The organism is Dyadobacter sp. CY343 (genome assembly GCF_021390335.1).
Classification (GTDB): domain Bacteria; phylum Bacteroidota; class Bacteroidia; order Cytophagales; family Spirosomataceae; genus Dyadobacter.
On record NZ_JAJUXK010000007.1, the window covers coordinates 1 to 18,791 of the forward strand.

The window sequence follows — 18,791 nt, forward strand, 5'->3', positions numbered from 1 at the left end:
CGGTTATTACTCAGCTCAATGCTCATCAGTTTGAACTCCTTATCAAATACTCTTCTTTCTCCTGACATATGTATTAAGTTATAAAAGTTTCACTTAACTCAATGTCCGCTTAAAGGTAGCAGGTCCAGTATCTTTAACAAACATCCTAAGTACGCAGCCTAAAAGTGAACTCATATTTAGCCTAAAAGATCATCATTCAAATTCGGCAAACCTTAAAGACATAGAATCTTCAATGTAGTCGAGCATATCTTTGTCAGCCCCGCCGGCTTTTGCAACTTTTATGATGTCTATCTCCCTGTCAGGCTTTGTGTCTGCCCACGCGGCATCATGAGATTTCTCTGTTAGTGTCTTGAAGTCCAGATGCTGATTTTCTTGAATTGATTCGTTCAGACAAGCAATTTCCGACTCAGACAACCAATCCATATCTGGTTCAGAAACTCCTTTAATACTGTAGTTTCCAAATGTTTCGAAGAATTTGGCAAAAGTCGGCTTCCCGGCGCGCAAGCTTTTTGTTATATCGTATGCCAGGGATGGTGCTGGCCCGTTGTTCATGGCGTGAAACCTATCACCTGATATTTCCGATCCATATTTGACCAGGTGTTTTTGCTCGGCAAAATATAGGATCTTGAACAGTTTATGAATATCACTTTTGCCGCCTAAATGCTTTAAAATATAGAGCATGGCGCTAATTGTGATTTCTGTTTTCTCCTCTATCGTATTCATGTTATCGAAAATTAGAAATATCCCGAACTAATTTAAATGACTTATTGAGAGACGATCTTTATACCAAACAGCCAGAATATTAGGGTTTTGCCAAAGTTCGACAAATCTCTTGTTATAACGAAAACTGAATATCCTGCGGTATTCGGTTCCACGCTTCTGCCATTCAAATAGGTAATTTGTGAATCCTACTAGCTATATATAATACTTTTTGCAGGTTCCATACAACCTTCCGCCCCTACGTCAGCCTCTTTTAAGCAAAAGAACACAACCTGTGCTTGTTTTGCTATGAAAGTATTATCCTTAATCTTATCGTTATTCGTGTTTCAATCCGTGTATGCGCAGGATAGTTTGGAAGTTGTTTATACCCAGGAGCAGCAAGATACGCTTGTTAAGCAGAGGTTTATCGATCAGTACGAGAATGTTTTTATGACCAAAGTGCCAACGCGGCACATGTTTAAGCTTGGTTTGACATTCTCTCCCAACTACCTTTTTGCAGTCGAAAACAGCCAGACACAAAGCACTTCCTACCACGTCGGATATGAATATAAAGCATTCCCTTCCTTTTCATTAGGCACCGAAATTACGGCGGGCGGAGGCTGGGGGAGTCAGACGGATTTTTCAGGAACGCTGGTCGCGAATGTGTACGGAAGGTGGTACTACGACATGAAACGCAGGATTAAGGAGGGTGTAAATGTCAACAACTTTACCGGCAATTATCTGGCGGTTGTAGCCGAAAAAAGCTGGGGAATTGCTGAATCGAATTACCAGTTATCAAGATTCGGCTCAGAATTCGGTTTGCAGCGGCGGTTTTTGAATAACGGGCGGATCGAGTTTGCGATCGGAGCATTTTACCAGCTTTATCAGAAAGGATATTACCCTGCCCTGCTGAGCTACGAAGCAGGTAAAAAATCGGATTTCGCGATTGTTTCCCGAACGAGTATGGGGCTTGCTTTTGGCGACTGGCGGCGTAACAGGAATGCGGCAATATGTGAAGTACTACGCTGCGACGAGTCGCTGTCACAGCAATGGAAACTGCTTTGGCCAAAAATCTACCTCTCCTCCCGGTTCGCCCAGGCAACCGCCGGATTAGCTTATGAACGAAAACTTGGCAACCGGCCATTGTCCGTTAACGCGCAGGTAAACGCCGATTACATGCGCATTGTTTCCTCCCTGCAAACCGGCACGGAAGCCAGGCGGGCCAGCAACGATATTCAAATCTGGCCGTCACTTCAACTGAGATATTATCTGGATACAAAAGAAAAGCTTCGCCGGGGTACCGGAGGTAACAATTTGTCGGGTCTGTACCTCGGGCCGCATAGTGACTTTGTGTATTACAATAGCGAAACCATTTTCAGTGTAGGAAGACCCAAAAAGCATATGGGAGCTGGTGCAGCTTTGGGATACCAGCAAACCCTTTTTGGGAAAGCCTATCTTGATTTTGCATTGAGTTCCAGTTACAATTTCTTAAAACCCGGCCCTTATGAAAAACACTGGCTCAGCGCGATCAGGCTTGGGTTCGGGCTTACACTTTAATCTGCATACAACCATTTGAACACTTCCCGGACTCTTTAAGAAAACCCTGGCTGGTATAATGAAGAATAGCAATTACATCAGCAGCAAGAGCAAAATATCTCGCAAAATCATGAAACTGAACAATTTTATATTCAATAAAGCGATACCCGTAACCCTCGTCTTTTGCTTGTCGCTTATCTCAATGGCTCAGGCGCAGGCCACTTTGCAGGTTGCGACGAAGAAAATCGAGCGGACGATCGGTGGGCCGACGGTGCGGACATTGTATATCAATGCCGAAAAAGCGGATATTGAAATGGTCACGTGGGGCAAAGATGATATTTCTGTTGTGATGGAATTATCAGCAAAGCACCCCGATCGCGCCACCGCGGCCCAGGACCTTGCGAAGATGCAGTATATAGCCGACCGTAATGGGAAGGATTATTTTTTAAGAAATTATATTGTGTTGAAAGACGGCGAAAACAAGCCGGTTTCTAATCTAAAAGCGCGCTATATTATTCACCTCCCGGCTTCCTGCGCAGTCGATTTAAAAAACACCTTTGGCAATATTATGCTGAAAGGTTTGATGAAAAGCCTGACTTTAAAAGCCGATTTCTGCACAACTACACTTTCTGATCTGAGCGGCAAAGGCATTCTGAATACTACATTCGGAGAGTTGAGCGGCACGGAGCTTGCCGGCACCTTTACTTTTTCAACAGACCGGACCAATATCAGGCTCGACCATATTTCCGGATCCGTGAAGCTGGATGCATTGTATGGAAACGTGGAGATCTATCCCACGACCGGTTTAACCAGCCTGGCAATACGATCTAAAAAATCAGAAGTCACCTTATTTGCCAAGAACTGGCAGCAATTTGATTACACAATCAATAGCGCCTACGCGACGATGAAACTCCCGAACGGGTTTAAGTGGAAAAGAAATACCGCAGATTTTAAAGAAGCATTTTTCTCGAAAAATCAATTGGCGAACGTCGATATCAATGCGGAATTCGGGCAGGTGACAATTAAGTAAGCGTATCAAAATCATCATTTATGAAAATCTCAACAATCCTGCTGCTGACATTGATAATCAGCGGACCGGCCTTTGCGCAAGACAATGCACAGATTACCTATACTCAAGAGGAAGACACCCTCTTGAAGCAACATTTTATCGACCGGTACGAGAATGTGTTTATGACCAAAGTATCGACCCGCCACATGTTTAAAATCTCAGCCGGCGGCTCGTCGCTCCGCGGGACCGGCATTAACCTGGCTTACGAATACAAGCTTTCCCCCTCACTTTCGCTGGAAGCGGGCGCTTATGTACAGAATGGCACTGAAAATCTGGGTCTTTTAAGGAATATTGCTTTTGACCCGAATAAGACTTTGAATGTATGGGCCAATGCAAAGCTGCGCTGGTACTACCAGATGAATCAACGCATGAAAGACGGGCTGAGCGCCAATAATTTCAGCGGTGCCTATTTTGGTCTGTCTTATGAAAAACCTGTGATCACCCGAAGTGAATATGGTAACCGCGGAGCGCATGAAGGCCGGATAGGATTGCTTTACGGATTCCAGAGCAGGTTTTTTAATAGTGGTTTCGTTGATTTTGCTGTGGGTGTTTTTGAAGGTAACGGTTCTCCGATACTTCGGGATAACCTATCTACATCGAAATTCAGAAACACGATGATCGCCACCCAATTCAATGTGGGACTTGCTTTTGGCGACTGGAAAAGATCGGATAAAACCCCGACCTGTGACATTTTGCGATGCGACGAACAGGACCAGGATCAATGGAAAGTCCAGCTCCCAGATCTGGTGATCGGGCTGAAATATCAGAGGGCGGCGCTTGGTATCGCGTACGAGCGAAAAATCGGGAAAAGTGCATTTTCTTACAGTGCGTATGCCAATGCGAATTATCACAACGATAACTATTACAGATTTGGCAATGTGACCACGGGTGTTAGCCTGCGTCACTATTTTCTTCAAAAACACCAAATGCTGCGCGGGAAGACGGGAAACAGTTTTTCAGGTGTGTACTGGGCTGCTTCGGCAGCGTATGATTGGACATGGGTGCGAAGCCAATTTTACAACGAGCAATCTCAAACTAAAAGGTTCGATAGTCCCATGTTTTCGCTGGCACTGGGTTACCAGCAAAGACTGTTCAAGCGGCTGTATTTTGATGTTTCTGCCTTTTACAACAGAAGCACTTTATATGGAAAGCCTAATAACTTTTTCAGCTCGAAGATGTCCCTTGGTATGACGTTTTGAGATAAAAAACACCAGGCGGAAATAGCTTCCGCCTGATGTTTTACTGAAATAATTCCTGATAAAACGTTAAACCTTCCTCTGCCAGTTCGTCGGCGCTATTGGCCAGCGGGCGCCAGATACAGGCTGCGCGGGCGAGTTCTTTGGAAGGCTGCCCGAAGGTTTCGATCACTACGGCGCCTTCGTAGCCTATTTCGACCAATGCATTTTTAATACCTTCCCATTCAAGATGCCCGGTGCCAGGTGTACCCCGGTCGCTTTCATTGCCCTGGACGTGACAGAGCAGGTTTTTTCCAATTTTCCGGATCGCGTCGGGAATATCCTTTTCTTCTATATTGGCATGAAAAGTGTCCATCACGATCTTCAAATTCGGATGATTGACGTCCCGCACAAGCGACAGCGCCTGGTCGACCGTATTGATCATATCCGTTTCAAAACGGTTCAAAGGCTCTAAACCCAGTTCAATGCCATGATCTGCGGCTACCTGACTTACTTCACCTAAGATTTCAATGCACCAGTTACGTTCTTGTTTTTTCTGTTCTTCGGAAACAATCCTGGTCTTTCCGACAGCAGAGTAAAGTGGCCCACCAAAGATCGGGCTGCCCATTTCTGCTGCTATTTTAATGCAATCGATAATATATTCCTTACCTATTTCCCGATAGGCAGGTTCAGTACTTGAAATATCCCGCTCGGGCCCGAAAGCGCCACTGATGGTCACTTTCAGGTCGAGGTCGCGGGCTACTTCCCTCACTTGCTTCCAGTCGATCAGATTTTTGTCTTCCACGGCTATCTCAATGATATCGTAGCCCATGTTTTTCACCTTTGTCAGCAGGGTAATATCCTGTGTGGAAAATGGGGAAACCCAGATAAATGTGCTCGCGCCAAATAGCATACTGATTTGTTTATTCTTCAAAACTTGGCACATCCACCCGGATACCGCCATTCATCGCCGATTCGTGGGCGCATATTCCGGCGCAGGTATAGTTGGCAGCCAGCGCCGCATCCACCGCCGAATCTCTGCCTTCTATAATCGCAGCGACAAATTCCTGTACCAAATGTGGATGTGAGCCTCCGTGACCTGCGCCCTGCAGGAATGAAACGTGGTTCGGGTCGTCAATTTTTTCTCTTTTGGTAAAATGCTTGATCGGTTCGATCAGCAGCTCATCGGTATCAGGCACGTCAATGCGTTTTGCATTTTCGCCCCCGTCAAAAATGATATGACTTTCATCCTGCAACTGCTCCCATTCAAAGGACATTTTCGTTCCATATACATCATAACTCTCCCGGTACTGGCGCACTACATCAAATAGCGAGCGCGTAGCCTCGGCCACTACATCGGAATTTTTGAGGGTAAATGTGGCTGTTTCCACGGCAAAAGGCGATCCGTAGCGGCTGGCCAGATCTTCGGAAAGCCTGCCCGAACCGTGGCAAACTACTGTTTCTGCGATGGTATTGTTGATTTTTAATAATGGCGAAATCGCGTGCGTACCGTTCAGCATTGGTGGGTAACCTTTCCAATATTCACCCCAGCCTTCCATGCTCATATCCTGAATATGTGACCCGCGCACAAACTGGATCCGGCCCAGATCGCCGTTCTCTGCAAGCTTCAAACCATACAGAAACTCGCGCGTGTACAATGCAGTTTCCATCATCATATACACTTTCCCTGACTTGCGTTTCGCAGCAACGATCGCCTCGCAATCTTCCTTGGTCATCGCCATCGGAATGGTGCAGGCAGTATGTTTTCCGGCATTTAATGAAGCCAGAGTCATTCTCGCATGTTCAGGAACCGGCGTTACCACATGGATCGCATCCACATCGTCGCGGCCCGGAACATCTTCGAAATGCTCAAATACCAGGTTTGGATCGAGGTTAAACTTGGCAGTAAGCTCGTCGCGCGTTTCTTTGCTGCGCGTGCAAATTCCGACTGCTTTGATATTGGGATGACTTTGATAGATCGGGATAAATTCTTTACCAAAACCCATTCCCACAATAACTACTGTAATTTGTTTCTGACTCATGCTTTCAATCTAATTGTTGATTTCAAACTCATTAAATTCATTGATGATTAAAAATAATCATCATTATTCATCATTATTCATCATCATTATTCATCATCATTATTCATCATCATTATTCATCATCATTATTCATCATCATTATTCATCATCATTATTCATCATCATTATTCATCATCATTATTCATCATCATTATTCATCATCCCCGGGCTGAAGCCCGGGGCAATTGATTTCGGGCTGGCGCTTTGCGCCTCGCGCTTGTTTACATTTCATTCGTTGTGGGTTGAAACCTGCGGCGATGATTTTAAAATGGCGCCTCGCGCTCATTCCCCAATCAATACCCGTCGACTTCAGTCGACGGAAAGGCCCGCCGCCCATTGAACAGCGTTACGTATTAATTTCTTGTAGGGCTCAATTGTATGCGACGCTGCATCGTGACCCAGCGCGATCCCAACTACGCGACCTTTTGGGTACTTAACCACAAATAAGCTGGGATACGTATTCTCCGAGGTCGTAGCCTTCCCGGTAGCAAGCACTTCAATCGGCGTCGCAGCTGGGTCTGATTTGAAATAATAAAGCTCGTCGTCGAGGTGGAAAGTTACTGGTAATCCTTTTGTGAGCGGGTGCTTTTTGTCGGTGATCGTTACATCGAACGGACCATATTTGTCGTGGCCTTTTGAGCCGCCGCCTACCAGTTTTTCGTTGTATTCAGGCCAGTCTTTCCAGTTATACCAAATGGCAGGGTGAGCCAGGATAAGCCCTTTTCCTGCATCCGCAAATGCGAAAATTGCTTTTCTTGTTGCTTCGTCGGGGATGGGCTGGTTGTTGGCGAGGAATAGCACGTCTGCATTGGGCAACTGGGACAATATGGTCGACGGATCGCTGGTGTAGGTTACCACGGCCAGTCCGTCTTTCTGCAAAGTAGCCACATCTTCACCCTTATACCAGCGGTCGAAATCGTGGGAAGAACCACCACCGACCATTAATACGCGGATCGGCTTTTTGGCAGGTGGAATATTCGCCACTGCCTGGCCGGCGACCAGCGCAATTACAACAAAAAGCAGCGCTAACTTTTGAATGAATCTCAACATAAACTGTATTTAAAATTTAACTAAAAATTTGAATATCATCTTGTTACCCTCAAAATCCCGTTCATTCCGCGCCAGTGTCCGGGGAAGGTACACACGTAAGGATAGTCTCCCGGCTCACTAGGTACAGTGAATTCAAGCGTTACCGTTTCCCCCGTATTGACTAGCCTGGTGAAATGCAATACTTCCGAGATTTTCGGTACATACTGTTTTTCGGCAGCTTTCGGGTCGCGCAACATTTCATCGGCGGCTTTTCCTACTTTTTGCAAAGTTCCGGGTTTGATGATCACCAAATTATGCTGCATTCCGTCGGGGTTTTCCAGGTTGATCACTACTTTTTGCCCGGCCTTTGCGGTAATCAGCTTTTTATCGAATTGCATGATCTCCATTTCCACTTTCAGCTCGATTACGGTCGCTCCGGCTGTCTTGGCGCCTCCTTTTTTAGATTGATCTGCCTCCGTTTCAGCCGCCCTGCCTTCCTCCGGTCTGTTCAGCTCCAATGTTGCTTTCTGGAAATTGCCGGCGAAGCCAAACTTGCCTTCGTAAGCTCCAATGTTATTTTCACCCTCCATATCCTCGCCCGTACGAACCGTATTCACAAGCGGCGTCGCGAAAAGCATATGTGCCTTCCCCTGTGCGGCGGGTTTGCCGTCAATGTTAATAAAAATTACCCCGTCCTTTTTCAAGCCAGCTTCCACATCAAATTTCTCCGGCAAAGGCTGACTAGTAGCGGCCTGCGCCAGCATTCCGTGCTGTTTTACGGCCATAATCAATTTCCCATCCTGAATATAAAGCGCGTACCCGCCTTCCTTTCCTCCCTGACCAGCGATAAATCCTTGCAAAGCCCGGTCTTTTCCTTTCGTTACGCTCGCTTTGATCGTGATTTCTTTCCCGGTTACATCAGGCGGGAATTGAAGCATATTGCGCCTTCCCAATGCATAAACCTCCTTTTTCAAAGCATTACTGATCTGACCTGAAAGTGAGGAACTGCCGCTGTGTTTACCAGCAGCCGCCAGAAATCCTTTTTCGTGCTGAATTCCAGCGGCCAATAACGCTTTTGAAAGCCACTTATCCTTGCCATTTTCTTCTTCCAAAGAAGCCTGGAAAATCGCCTCGCCCACTTTTTCCGATTCCTGCATTTCAACCAAAGCCACAAAAACCGCAAGTCTTGTATTCAGATCAGGATCCTTCATGAGCTTTTGCAGCGATTCAAAACTTTGCGCATTCTTCGGTAATACCGAAGCCGCTGCCTTGCGAACGCCCGCAGCAGGATGCGACAATGCTTTATTCACTACCGCCAGACTTTGCATATCCGATCCGTCGAGAACACCCAGCCCGTGTAAAGTCCATAATGCATGCACAGCCGGGCTATTTAACCCGATCTCATCTATTTTTTGATTTTCAATAATCTTATACAAATCCGGTACAACCGAGCGTTTTCCCGACTCGACAAGCAGTCGCTGCGCTGTCATTCGCCAGAACATATTGTCGTTTTCCAATGCCTTTACCAAGCCCGGCAAATCGTCTTTGGACAGTTTGAGCGGCTCTGATTTTTTCCCATTCTTATAAACGATCCTGTAAACCCGGCCGTGGTTCAGGTCGCGCATGGGGCTGCTGAATGCATTTCCAGGCCCGCGTGGCTGCTCTTTGAAAGGGATAATAAATTCAGCAGGCGATTGCGCAGGCACGAATACATTGTGCTGAATAATGAAATTGTACCAGTCAGAAACCCAAACCGCACCATCGGGGCCTACTTCTGCATGCACCGGACCAAACCATTCGTCGGAACTGGCTAGCAAATTCCAGCCGTCTTTTTCTTTAAAACCAGCACCGTCTTTTTCAATAATCGCATTATGCACCAGCCTGATCGTCGGTTCGGATACAAATGCAACGCGGTTCCAGTATTCTTTTGGAAAAGATCTTGCTGTGTAAAAACGGTGGCCCGCAGCAGAAGTAAAACCACCTACCACATCCACCTGTCGCAAATTGGGCGTCATTGAATGTGCATCGTAATGTCCGTCGATCTTTTGCACAGCCTGTATTCCCGACTCTTCTCCCTCAACCGAACGCTGCAAATATTTGCCCGGCATCGAATAGAACGCGCTGTGCGTGTTGTTCGCTGTCGACAGAAACACATTATTATCTTCCGTCATTCCCAGCCCCCAGGTATTGTTACTGCTGCTTCCCAAATAGGAAAAGTCCTTTCCGTCGGGTTTGAAATGATATACGCCCTGCCCAAAATTGTAGGGTTTTCCCTCAATCTCGCCTTTAAAACCAGAGTACCCATTTACGCCCCAGATCTTATTATCGAAGCCGTATTGCAGGTTAGACGGTCCCGCGTGGGTATCGTTTTTACCCCAGCCAGTCATAATCACTTCACGCACATCGGCCTTATCATCGCCGTTGGTATCTTTCAAAAACACAAAATCCGGCGCCATGGAAACGATGATCCCGCCATTTGAAAAAACCATACTGGTCGGAATATTGAGGTCGTCGGCGAAAACGGTGAACTTATCTGCTTTTCCATCGCCATTCGTATCCTCACAGATCTTAATCCGGTCGTTTGCCGCGCCGTCCGTTTCTTTAAATGTATTGGGATAATCCACCGACTCGACCACCCACAACCTGCCTCTTTCATCCCATGCCATCGCGATCGGGTTGGTGATATCCGGCTCTGCTGCAAATAGTTGTATCTCAAAACCGGCTGCTACCTGCGTCAGCTTGTTAGATTCAGCCGGTGAAAGCGCATCCTGCATTTTAGGTACTATGTGTCTTTTGGTATAATGCGAAATCGTATCGGAGTCGTAGATATCGGCGTCAGGAAGCTGCAATGCCTGAATGCTTTTCTGGACATCGTCGCCTATTGCCCACACGACGCCATTTCTTACCAGATCCAGAAATCCTTTATTTGTCCAGGTACTGTCCTCGTGACCGTACGCGGTATAGAAAACGCGTCCTTTTCCCTCATTCCGAACCCAGGTATAAGGTTCGTGGTGGTCGCCTTCCACTCTTTCGCCCAATACGGTTTTGTCAGGATTGAGGTTTTTGTGCACGTAAGTTTCGTCCCACGTTTCAAAATCCGTAATACCCTTCATCACCTGGTGATCAGGTTTGAGGATTGTATTTTTAAAAGTCCCGACCTTATGTGAGGCAAATTGTCCGCCTACTGTTTTAATATACCATTCAGAATTTTTGAAACAGCCCGTTGCCGAATGTAGCGGGATCAAACCTTTGCCACCTTCTACAAATGCTTTCATCGCACTTTCCTGCACCGGGGCCAGCGAATCGTGGTTCGCGTAAATGATCAACCCGTCGTATTTCGCTAGATTTTCAGTATTAAGATCTTTTAAATCAGTGGTATAGCTCATATTAACACCACTTTTGAAAAGCTTAATCGCCAGCCAGGGCGCGTATTTGCCCGAATCGTGGTGCTTGCTGTTGTGCCCCAGGAAAAGTACTTCTCCGCGTCGGGCTGACTTGTTTCCTGTACTGTTCCCACTATTTCCGGAAGGATTTCTCGCACAGGCGGCAATGAATAATGCGGTAAAAAGGATCAGGATGTTTTTCTTCATTATATAAAAATTCGGGGTTAGGCGCTTTTCCCTTTGCGGGCTTGATGGAAAATAGACCGGGCCAGCTTGCGACCGGCCCGGTTTAAAACTATAAGTCGATTTTTTGAACCGGAGAGAATACCATATCCTCCACATCTTTGATTTTAACTCCTACACGGGCAAATACGTAATCCTGAGCCGGTACCAGTGCCGGCACGCTGACTGTCAGACTAATCGCATTCAGGTCTTTCAGGTCAGCTGCATTCAGGTCGGCGACGCCAATGTTGGTTGCGCGCGATACGAAATTGGTTTTATTGATAAACAACGACACGTGCTCTACGTCTTTTGCATTCACACCCGTAATGATCTTTTCCAGTTTCAGAGTGGCTGCTACTTTTCCTTCGCCGCCATTGAAACTCGCATTTCTGATCATATAATAGGGCTGCACCTCCACGTCAAGCGTTTGATTTCCACTGAGCGCCACGTAAAGGGTATCTTTTTTAGAAGCGTCCTGCTGGATCGTACGGAACGGGCCGCGGCCGGAGGGTACTACCAGTTTATAATTTCCATTGAACAAAAGAGCAGAATAACTCCCGTCCTGATCAACCGGCGCATCAATGGGCGCAAGCTTACCAAATCCGGGCTGCCAGAGTTGCAGGCGTACCTGGTTGAATTCGACCCCGATCGGCTCGCCGTTGTAAACGATCTGGCCCGTGAGTGTCGACTTGGGGTCCGTGAAATTGTCTTTACTGCAAGACAGCATCACAAACCCGAGCAGGAATATGGTCAAAAGTTGAACTGTTACTTTCATGATCTGATATTTTAAATGCCTTAGTGATTAGGATTTCTGACGATTTTGGGATTGTTATTAACAACATCGTCGCTGATATAGGAATAATAATTCCCCAGCTGAAAACGGTCTGCACCGGTTACGCGGCTCAATCTGGTCACTTTGTAAATCCATTTTCCATTCGTAGGCGAGCCTGGGTTATAGATTTTGTATGACCAGAGCCCGTAAGGCTGCGTGTTCCGTTTCGTCGCCTTTCCAAGGTCCTTTGACAATTCGGCCTGGCTGATCGCATTTCCGTCCATGATCTGGTGTGCGATCCTCCATCTTTTCATATCATATAAATAATGCCCTTCGAACGCGAGTTCTACTCTTCTTTCGTGGACAATCCGGTCAAAATTGATGTCGGCGGCTTTGAGCGGCGTTACCAAACCTGCGCGTGCGCGTACCATATTCATGTATTCAGCAGCCACCGGAAGCTGGCCAAGGTGAAAAGCCGCTTCCGCTGCATTCAGCAGCACTTCTGCAAAGCGATACCTTACCAGCCAGACCTCGCTATTTACTCCCCGCTGACCAGAGCCTACTACCGGATCCAGGTATTTCCGAAGGTAAAAACCGGTTTGGGCCGTAAATTCGAAACCATCGATCGGACCATCGAAACCTACTACCTGCTCGGGTACGGTTTTGCCGGGTAAAGTCTTTTGCGCACCACGGTCGTCGCCACTTACGATCGTACCGTTTCCAAGCTGAAAACCAGCCCAGATATCCACAGCGCGACCTTTGAATGTAGTGCCAGGCAGCATAACGGTACCGGCGAGCCGCGCATCCCTTCCCGCAAAAATATCAACCTGATTATCATAATAAAGCGGCGTACCTGCTGCATTCACAGTGGGGATCGGCGCGAATGTATTGTCCAGTTTTTCAAATGCTTCCACGAAATTCAAGGACGGATTAATGCGGCCGCCCTCTTCTTCTTCCGCACCATAACGCGGTTGGTTCCAGCCGGTGAAGTAATGCACTTTGCCACTTTGCAGCTTATAATCCTCTACAAAAATGACCTCGGGATTATTAGCCTTATCATAGAAAATACTCGCAAAGTTTTCAGACAGATCGGGCTTTTTCGTGTAAAGTCCGTATGCGCCGACGCTTCCGTCAATGATCGCTTTGGCAGCTGCCAGTGCCTTGGTGTAGTAACCCTGCGCCATCGACGCCGGAATACCCACTTCTCCTCCTGGCAATGCTACGGAAGGTGTATTCACTCCGTACTTTGCAATTGAGGCTGCATACAATGCCGCACGTGCTTCCATCGCCAGCGCCGCAGCTTTGGTTGCGCGGGATTTCTCACCCACATTGGCCGGCAGATCAGCTTTGATCGCTTCTGCTTCACTGATCACGAAATCATATATTTCGGATTCTTTGGCTCTTGGATGCTGCAAATAGCTTGGATCGCCGCTAAAATCGTAAGTCAGAGGTTCCAAGATCAACGGCACGCCGCCCATTCTTTTTACCAATTCGAAATAATAGGAAGCGCGCAGGAAACGTGCCTCTGCCAGAAACCTCGCTTTTACACCCGGATCCAACTTTTCAGCAGCTGTACATTTCTGGATAAACAGGTTCATTTCACGGATATAACCGTAATCCCAGGCAGCCCAGGATCTGACATCCCAGCCGCTGTTTTGAAATGCATTGTACCGTCCCGCCTCAGACCAGAATGCTTCATTGAAATCGCCGATCGTAGTCCAGCCGGGAATATCGTTAATGGTTTTGAACGTCGCAATATCGACGTAGCGATTATAGAGATCTCCCAAAACCGACAGTACCTGCTCTTCACTATTCCAGATCTGCGCGTCGGTGAGGATATTGGTGGGTGGCCGGTTAAGGAATGCATCGTCGTCACATCCCCAATTCAGTGTTAAAACGCCGATCAGTAGTATATAAAATATCTTTTTCATTTGAATCTGAGATTATTAGATTGACAGATTAATACCCACGTTCACGAATTTGGATTGCGGATATTGCAGCCCGTTGTCGTCTGCTATTTCCGGGTCTATCCCGTATTCTTTCAGGTTATCGATGGAAAACAGGTTATATCCGTTGATATATACCCGGGCGCGCTGCATTTTCAGCTTTTCCAAAACCGATTTCGGAAGCGAATAGCTAAGCTCGATCGTTCTCGCGCGGATGTATTTGACATTGTGCACCCAAAAAGTCGAGTTCTTATTATTGTTGCTGTGCGAGCCGTCGTTGTAACGCAATGCGGGATATTTGCCCGGAATCCATTCACTATTCAGATCAAAAGGATCGGCGCGGCGCCAGCGGTCGAGGAAAATGCTGTTCAATGCACCGTCGTTCTGATATGCCCAGCGCTGTTCCCAGTTCTGGTTCCAGGTGTACATCGCACCGCCCGAGAAGTCGGCATTCAATGTAAAACCTTTCCAGCTTACGGACATATTTAACCCGAAATTGATATTGGGCTGCCCGTTTGTGGTATAGCCGATCGGTCTTTCATCCAAGTTATTGATCACATTATCTCCATTGAAATCCTTGTAGATGAGGTCACCGGGAAGTAAAGTACGGTTTCCCTGTCCGTCGATATTCACAGGATATTCATTGATCTGTTGCTGCGACTGGAACTGCCCGACCGTTTCGTAGCCCCAGAAAATATTATCATATCTGGCTTCCCGAGAGTTGCGGTACTGATCCTGTGCATTGTTAAAAATCGGCCGGTAAGAAGCGACAAATTTGCTTCTCGAAAATGACACATTACCGCCTACCGAATAGTTGATCTCCCCTGATTTACCATTGAAAGTCAGCGCGCCTTCCCAGCCTTGCTGCGAATCGCTGTTTACATTTTCGTCGGGCAAACTGTAACCTAGCTCACTCGGTACGAGCAGATCATATTTGCGTCCCAGCAAGCCAGTGCGAAGTCTGTAAAAATAATCCACGGAACCTGTGATCTTCGTTCCGAGGAATGAGAAATCAGCGCCTATATCTGTGATCTTACTTTTGAACCAGGATATGTTATTGATAATCTGCCCTTTATCTCTGGAAGTAACCACCGGATTTCCGCTCAGAATCGCATTTCCCTGGTTGTAATTGTAGCCCGGCAGGTACGCGTACGGACTCAAAGGGTTGTTAGGATCATTGTTAAAAAGGATATTATCATCTCCCAGAACACCATAGGAAGCGCGGAATTTCAGGTCGTCGAGAATGCTGCGCGGACCGATGAGATCTTTAATAAATTTCTCCTCCGTGATCCGCCAGCCTACCGAAGCCGATGGAAAAGTACCCACGCGCCGATCGGGTGCGAACTTCCAGGAAGCATCGCGGCGGGCCGAAAGTTCGACGTAATACTTATTGGCAAAATCATAATTTACCCTACCGATATACCCTATACGCGCTAGCTCAGAATCTGAGTCGTTGTAAGTATCCATAGTCGGGAAATAGATCAGCGGCAGCACGTTTGTTTTCGGCACCGAATGCACCCATTGTTCCTGCGTTTGTTCTTCCTGCCGCTCGGCCACGAAGGTTGCGCCTACGGTATGTTTGCCAAATGTATTATTGTAATTAAGCTGACCCTGATACACATTCCGCATTACCTTTTTGGTCCCGCGCTCGCGCCAGGGGTTGGTACTTCCACCGGTTACGGTGTAGCTTTGGTCGGTAGGATTGTAGGTATAAGCTTCGTAAGTGTACTCGTGCCCGTTCATTACCCGGTCGGCGATGTAATAGGAAAACAGCCCTTTGGCTACCAACCCTTTTACGCCAGGAATCATATATTCACCCGTAAAATTGCTCTGCAAAACGCGCCAGTATTCCGTCCAGTAACCTCCCAGTTTCTTATTGTTGTAAGCCCAGTTTGTTTCATTATGCTTGATATCGTTCAGATATTCGGGGTTATCGTTGGCATAAGGTCGCTCAAATGGCCGGTTTCTCAGAATAGCGAAACGTGGCAGCCAGTAATCATCGGCTCCGGGAATACCCGGCTGGTCGCGGGCTTCAATACGTCCGTTGATCTGCACACCCAGTTTCAGGCGGTCGGTAATTTTCGCGTCTACATTACTCTGGATATTGGTTCGTTGGAAAGTAAATTCCCGCCCCAATACCGCATATTGTTTTAAATGCGTAGCTGAAATATAGTAGCTGATCTTGTCGGAGCCGCCGGTCATATTCAGATTGAGTGAATACAAGGGCGCATTCTTTTTGATGATAAAATCTTTCCAGTTAAAAGTCTGATAACCAGGCTCAGTACCTACTCTGTATTTTTCCAGCTCAGTGGGCGTGATCGTCGTTTTCCCGTACTGGTTCATTTCCGCCTCTGCGCGGCCGAGCATCCATTGATACGAATCGTTGACCACATTTGGAAAGCGCGACCAGTTTTGCCAGCCGGTATAAGCGTCGATATTGACCGTATTTTTAGTACTGTTCTTCCCGCGTTTGGTAGTTACAACTACAACTCCATTTGCAGCGCGAACCCCATAAATAGCCGCTGAGGCATCTTTCAGTACCGTAATACTTTCAATATCATTGGGAGAAATGTTATTGAACTGGCCCGCATCCTGCTGAATCCCATCGATCACAAAAAGCGGGTTACCCATATTCCTGATCTGCACATTGGCACTCGCGCCGGGGCGACCGTCGGGCATACGAAAAGTTACTCCCGGGATCTTTCCCGCCAGCCCGGAGCTGACAGTCGATCCGCCGTGAACACGCTCGATATCTTTGCTGGTCACCGTTGAAATAGCGCCGGTCAATGATTCCTTTTTCTGGGTACCATAACCCACCACCACCACCTCTTCCAATGCTTTATCGTCCACCTTTAAAGCCATTTCCACTTCCGTTTGTCCCTCGGCTACAATGATTTCGCGTGATAGAAAACCGACAAAGGAAAAGATCAGTGTCGCGGTTCCGTTCGGGACAGTTAATGAAAATGCCCCTTTTTCGTCAGAAGAAGTACCCGTTTGAGTTCCTTTTAAAACAATACTTACACCTGGCAATGCAGTGCCCGATTCGTCCTTGACAGTACCGCGTAAAGTGCGGTCAATTGTTTGGATCGAGCTTGATCCCGGCTCAACTGGTTCTACGTCAGATACTTTTACCGGTGTTTTGTCCGGCTTGATCACGATCAGATCTTCGCTCACTTTGTAATTGAGTTGCAGCGGCCGGAGCAGCTGATCGAGCACAGAAGATAAATGCGCATTGCTGACCTTGATAGTTGCTTTTCTGTCAGACTGTATCAGCCTGGAACTGAACACAAACTTGATATTAGTTTGCTTTTCCAGCTCTTTCAAAACCTTTTTAACATCCTGGTTTTCAATATCCAGCGATACCTTCTGCGTGAGGGCCGACTGTGCTCTGCCGTCTACCGCCCACGACACTCCGGCAAAGAGGCACACCAGGAAACACTGTATAAATGTGATACGCATAAGAGTTACGAGCAGGTCATCGGTTCGTCGAACTTTTTCCATATTTTTGATTGATTTGTTGGTTAAGGAGATTTTATTCAACAATATCTTCCCGGGCGGCCACTTCTGTGGCTGCGAGTAATTAGCGTTACTTTCGGGGATTCCAATCAGTCATGTGGCAGCATGGCTGATTTTTTTTGTCGACAGTAGGGCTCTATGTCATTCTGATTTTGGTTTTTGGTGAAAAGACTTCCTGACTCCGGCAATTACAATTTATGCTTCTACCTGCATCCGTTTCCAGTGATCCTGACCTGATCTCCGTCGATCTCATAGGTTGCATCAATGGCGTTACATATCACCGCAAGCTTTTTGCTGAAAGGCTGTCCAACTAAAGTGGCAGTTAGCGGACATTTTTTCAGCGCTTCCACACTACAATTTATTTTTACATTATATGCTTCCTCCAATGATTTGAATACCTCACCGACCGGCGTTTCGTCAAAAACAAAAAGCTGCGAGGCGATATCATATTGATTTTGGGCAACAACAGCGGGCGCGATCGGTTTCAGGACTTTGCCGCTGCCAGGGGCGAGGGCAATTTTTTGATCAGGATAAAGAATAAAACCCTTTTTTTCAGCCTTGTTAACCTCCGTTTCACTCGCATTATCGCTACCTACCGAGAAAACCGTCACCTTCCCCGTTTTCACTTCCACCTTCACTTCACCACTTTTTTCACGCGCATCCACACTGAAACTTGTTCCCAGCACTTTGGTCACGATACCTCTCGAATACACCAGAAATGGCCTCGAAGGGTCTTTTACGATCTCAAAAAAGCCTTTTCCACTGAGGGTAACTTCCCGCTTTTGTCCGGCCGGCATCTCGCGGAACGAGAGCCAGGAGCCGGGTTCGAGCACTACTGAACTTCCGTCGGGCAATAGTACAAACCGCGGTCGATCTGCATCATTTGTAACTTTTGTGAGCGACTGCTCTTTCATTACAGCAGGCTCTTCGCTTCTTGTAATTACATTTTGAGGACGAATAAAATACCAGAAACTCAGTGCACCTATTCCACAAATCAGGGTGACCGAAGCCGCGGCCCGGATCCATTGCCATGTATGCTTCGCCGGCTTTTCCTCTTCCAAAACCGGCTGCTCCTCTACATACATGCTATCTTCCACGACCTTCCACATTTTACTGCTCTGAGCTTCGGTAGGACGGTTTTTGCCAGTATCTTCTGCCAGCAGGTAAATGTATTCCCTCGCCGATTCGACTGTTGCCGCTTTTTCAGGATATTGTTCCAGAAAACCTTTCCAATAAGCTTCGCTATCCGCATCGGGGTTAAGGACCCATGCAACAAATGCATCAAGCCTGATCAGGTCGGTGAGAGAGTAAGGGGTGTATTTCATTGGATATTGAAAGGGTTGATTCCCCTTAAATACAAAGA

Annotated in this window: 13 protein-coding genes; 4 read left to right on the forward strand and 9 right to left on the reverse strand. The window is 47.0% G+C overall.

What is annotated here, in order from left to right; genetic code table 11:
* Window positions 1-192: 192 nt before the first annotated feature.
* Entirely contained in the window at window positions 193-723 is a 531-nt protein-coding gene (locus tag LZG94_RS21900) for a Panacea domain-containing protein (RefSeq protein ID WP_233793869.1), read from the reverse strand.
* Window positions 724-1,041: 318 nt separating this feature from the next.
* Between LZG94_RS21900 and LZG94_RS21905 the strand changes: the two genes are divergently transcribed.
* The 3 genes from LZG94_RS21905 (at window position 1,042) to LZG94_RS21915 (ending at window position 4,503) form a co-directional block, all read left to right on the forward strand.
* Complete coding sequence (locus LZG94_RS21905) at window positions 1,042-2,256, forward strand: hypothetical protein (RefSeq protein ID WP_233793870.1); 1,215 nt, start codon at window positions 1,042-1,044, stop codon at window positions 2,254-2,256.
* A 109-nt stretch (window positions 2,257-2,365) separates the two neighbouring features.
* The gene (locus LZG94_RS21910; RefSeq protein WP_233793871.1) at window positions 2,366-3,265 is read left to right on the forward strand and encodes a DUF4097 family beta strand repeat-containing protein; all 900 of its coding nucleotides are present in this window, start codon (window positions 2,366-2,368) and stop codon (window positions 3,263-3,265) included.
* A 20-nt stretch (window positions 3,266-3,285) separates the two neighbouring features.
* Window positions 3,286-4,503, forward strand: a complete 1,218-nt coding sequence (locus tag LZG94_RS21915) for a hypothetical protein (protein WP_233793872.1) — start codon at window positions 3,286-3,288, stop codon at window positions 4,501-4,503.
* 40 nt (window positions 4,504-4,543) lie between these two features.
* Here the strand turns inward: LZG94_RS21915 and LZG94_RS21920 are convergent, their stop codons facing one another.
* Window positions 4,544-5,413, reverse strand: a complete 870-nt coding sequence (locus LZG94_RS21920; RefSeq protein ID WP_233793873.1) for a sugar phosphate isomerase/epimerase — start codon at window positions 5,411-5,413, stop codon at window positions 4,544-4,546.
* On the reverse strand, window positions 5,403-6,521 hold the full coding sequence (locus LZG94_RS21925) for a Gfo/Idh/MocA family protein (protein ID WP_233793874.1): 1,119 nt from the start codon (window positions 6,519-6,521) through the stop codon (window positions 5,403-5,405). The genes LZG94_RS21920 and LZG94_RS21925 overlap by 11 nt, the downstream gene beginning before the upstream one ends.
* Before the next feature lie 43 nt (window positions 6,522-6,564).
* Between LZG94_RS21925 and LZG94_RS21930 the strand changes: the two genes are divergently transcribed.
* The gene (locus tag LZG94_RS21930; RefSeq protein WP_233793875.1) at window positions 6,565-6,900 is read left to right on the forward strand and encodes a hypothetical protein; all 336 of its coding nucleotides are present in this window, start codon (window positions 6,565-6,567) and stop codon (window positions 6,898-6,900) included.
* On the opposite strand, the gene LZG94_RS21935 is transcribed toward LZG94_RS21930, so the two are convergent.
* The 6 genes from LZG94_RS21935 to LZG94_RS21960 form a co-directional block, all read right to left on the reverse strand.
* A complete protein-coding gene (locus LZG94_RS21935; RefSeq protein ID WP_233793876.1) occupies window positions 6,870-7,610 on the reverse strand; it encodes a ThuA domain-containing protein in 741 nt (246 codons plus the stop codon). The genes LZG94_RS21930 and LZG94_RS21935 overlap by 31 nt on opposite strands.
* Before the next feature lie 35 nt (window positions 7,611-7,645).
* On the reverse strand, window positions 7,646-11,179 hold the full coding sequence (locus LZG94_RS21940) for a PVC-type heme-binding CxxCH protein (RefSeq protein ID WP_233793877.1): 3,534 nt from the start codon (window positions 11,177-11,179) through the stop codon (window positions 7,646-7,648).
* 88 nt (window positions 11,180-11,267) lie between these two features.
* The gene (locus LZG94_RS21945; protein WP_233793878.1) at window positions 11,268-11,969 is read right to left on the reverse strand and encodes a DUF3823 domain-containing protein; all 702 of its coding nucleotides are present in this window, start codon (window positions 11,967-11,969) and stop codon (window positions 11,268-11,270) included.
* A 20-nt stretch (window positions 11,970-11,989) separates the two neighbouring features.
* The gene (locus tag LZG94_RS21950; protein ID WP_233793879.1) at window positions 11,990-13,897 is read right to left on the reverse strand and encodes a RagB/SusD family nutrient uptake outer membrane protein; all 1,908 of its coding nucleotides are present in this window, start codon (window positions 13,895-13,897) and stop codon (window positions 11,990-11,992) included.
* Window positions 13,898-13,912: 15 nt separating this feature from the next.
* The gene (locus tag LZG94_RS21955; protein ID WP_233793880.1) at window positions 13,913-17,413 is read right to left on the reverse strand and encodes a TonB-dependent receptor; all 3,501 of its coding nucleotides are present in this window, start codon (window positions 17,411-17,413) and stop codon (window positions 13,913-13,915) included.
* Between the two features lie 218 nt (window positions 17,414-17,631).
* Window positions 17,632-18,753, reverse strand: coding sequence for a FecR family protein (locus LZG94_RS21960; RefSeq protein ID WP_233793881.1), 1,122 nt, complete (start codon window positions 18,751-18,753; stop codon window positions 17,632-17,634).
* Window positions 18,754-18,791: the final 38 nt, after the last annotated feature.

Excerpts from the sequence above, each read along its gene's own strand:
- LZG94_RS21900 (WP_233793869.1), bottom strand. The coding sequence starts at position 723 with ATGAATACGATAGAGGAGAAAACAGAAATCACAATTAGCGCCATGCTC.
- LZG94_RS21910 (WP_233793871.1), top strand. The coding sequence starts at position 2,366 with ATGAAACTGAACAATTTTATATTCAATAAAGCGATACCCGTAACCCTC.
- LZG94_RS21915 (WP_233793872.1), top strand. The coding sequence starts at position 3,286 with ATGAAAATCTCAACAATCCTGCTGCTGACATTGATAATCAGCGGACCG.
- LZG94_RS21925 (WP_233793874.1), bottom strand. The coding sequence starts at position 6,521 with ATGAGTCAGAAACAAATTACAGTAGTTATTGTGGGAATGGGTTTTGGT.
- LZG94_RS21930 (WP_233793875.1), top strand. The coding sequence starts at position 6,565 with ATGATTAAAAATAATCATCATTATTCATCATTATTCATCATCATTATT.
- LZG94_RS21935 (WP_233793876.1), bottom strand. The coding sequence starts at position 7,610 with ATGTTGAGATTCATTCAAAAGTTAGCGCTGCTTTTTGTTGTAATTGCG.
- LZG94_RS21940 (WP_233793877.1), bottom strand. The coding sequence starts at position 11,179 with ATGAAGAAAAACATCCTGATCCTTTTTACCGCATTATTCATTGCCGCC.
- LZG94_RS21945 (WP_233793878.1), bottom strand. The coding sequence starts at position 11,969 with ATGAAAGTAACAGTTCAACTTTTGACCATATTCCTGCTCGGGTTTGTG.
- LZG94_RS21950 (WP_233793879.1), bottom strand. The coding sequence starts at position 13,897 with ATGAAAAAGATATTTTATATACTACTGATCGGCGTTTTAACACTGAAT.
- LZG94_RS21955 (WP_233793880.1), bottom strand. The coding sequence starts at position 17,413 with ATGGAAAAAGTTCGACGAACCGATGACCTGCTCGTAACTCTTATGCGT.
- LZG94_RS21960 (WP_233793881.1), bottom strand. The coding sequence starts at position 18,753 with ATGAAATACACCCCTTACTCTCTCACCGACCTGATCAGGCTTGATGCA.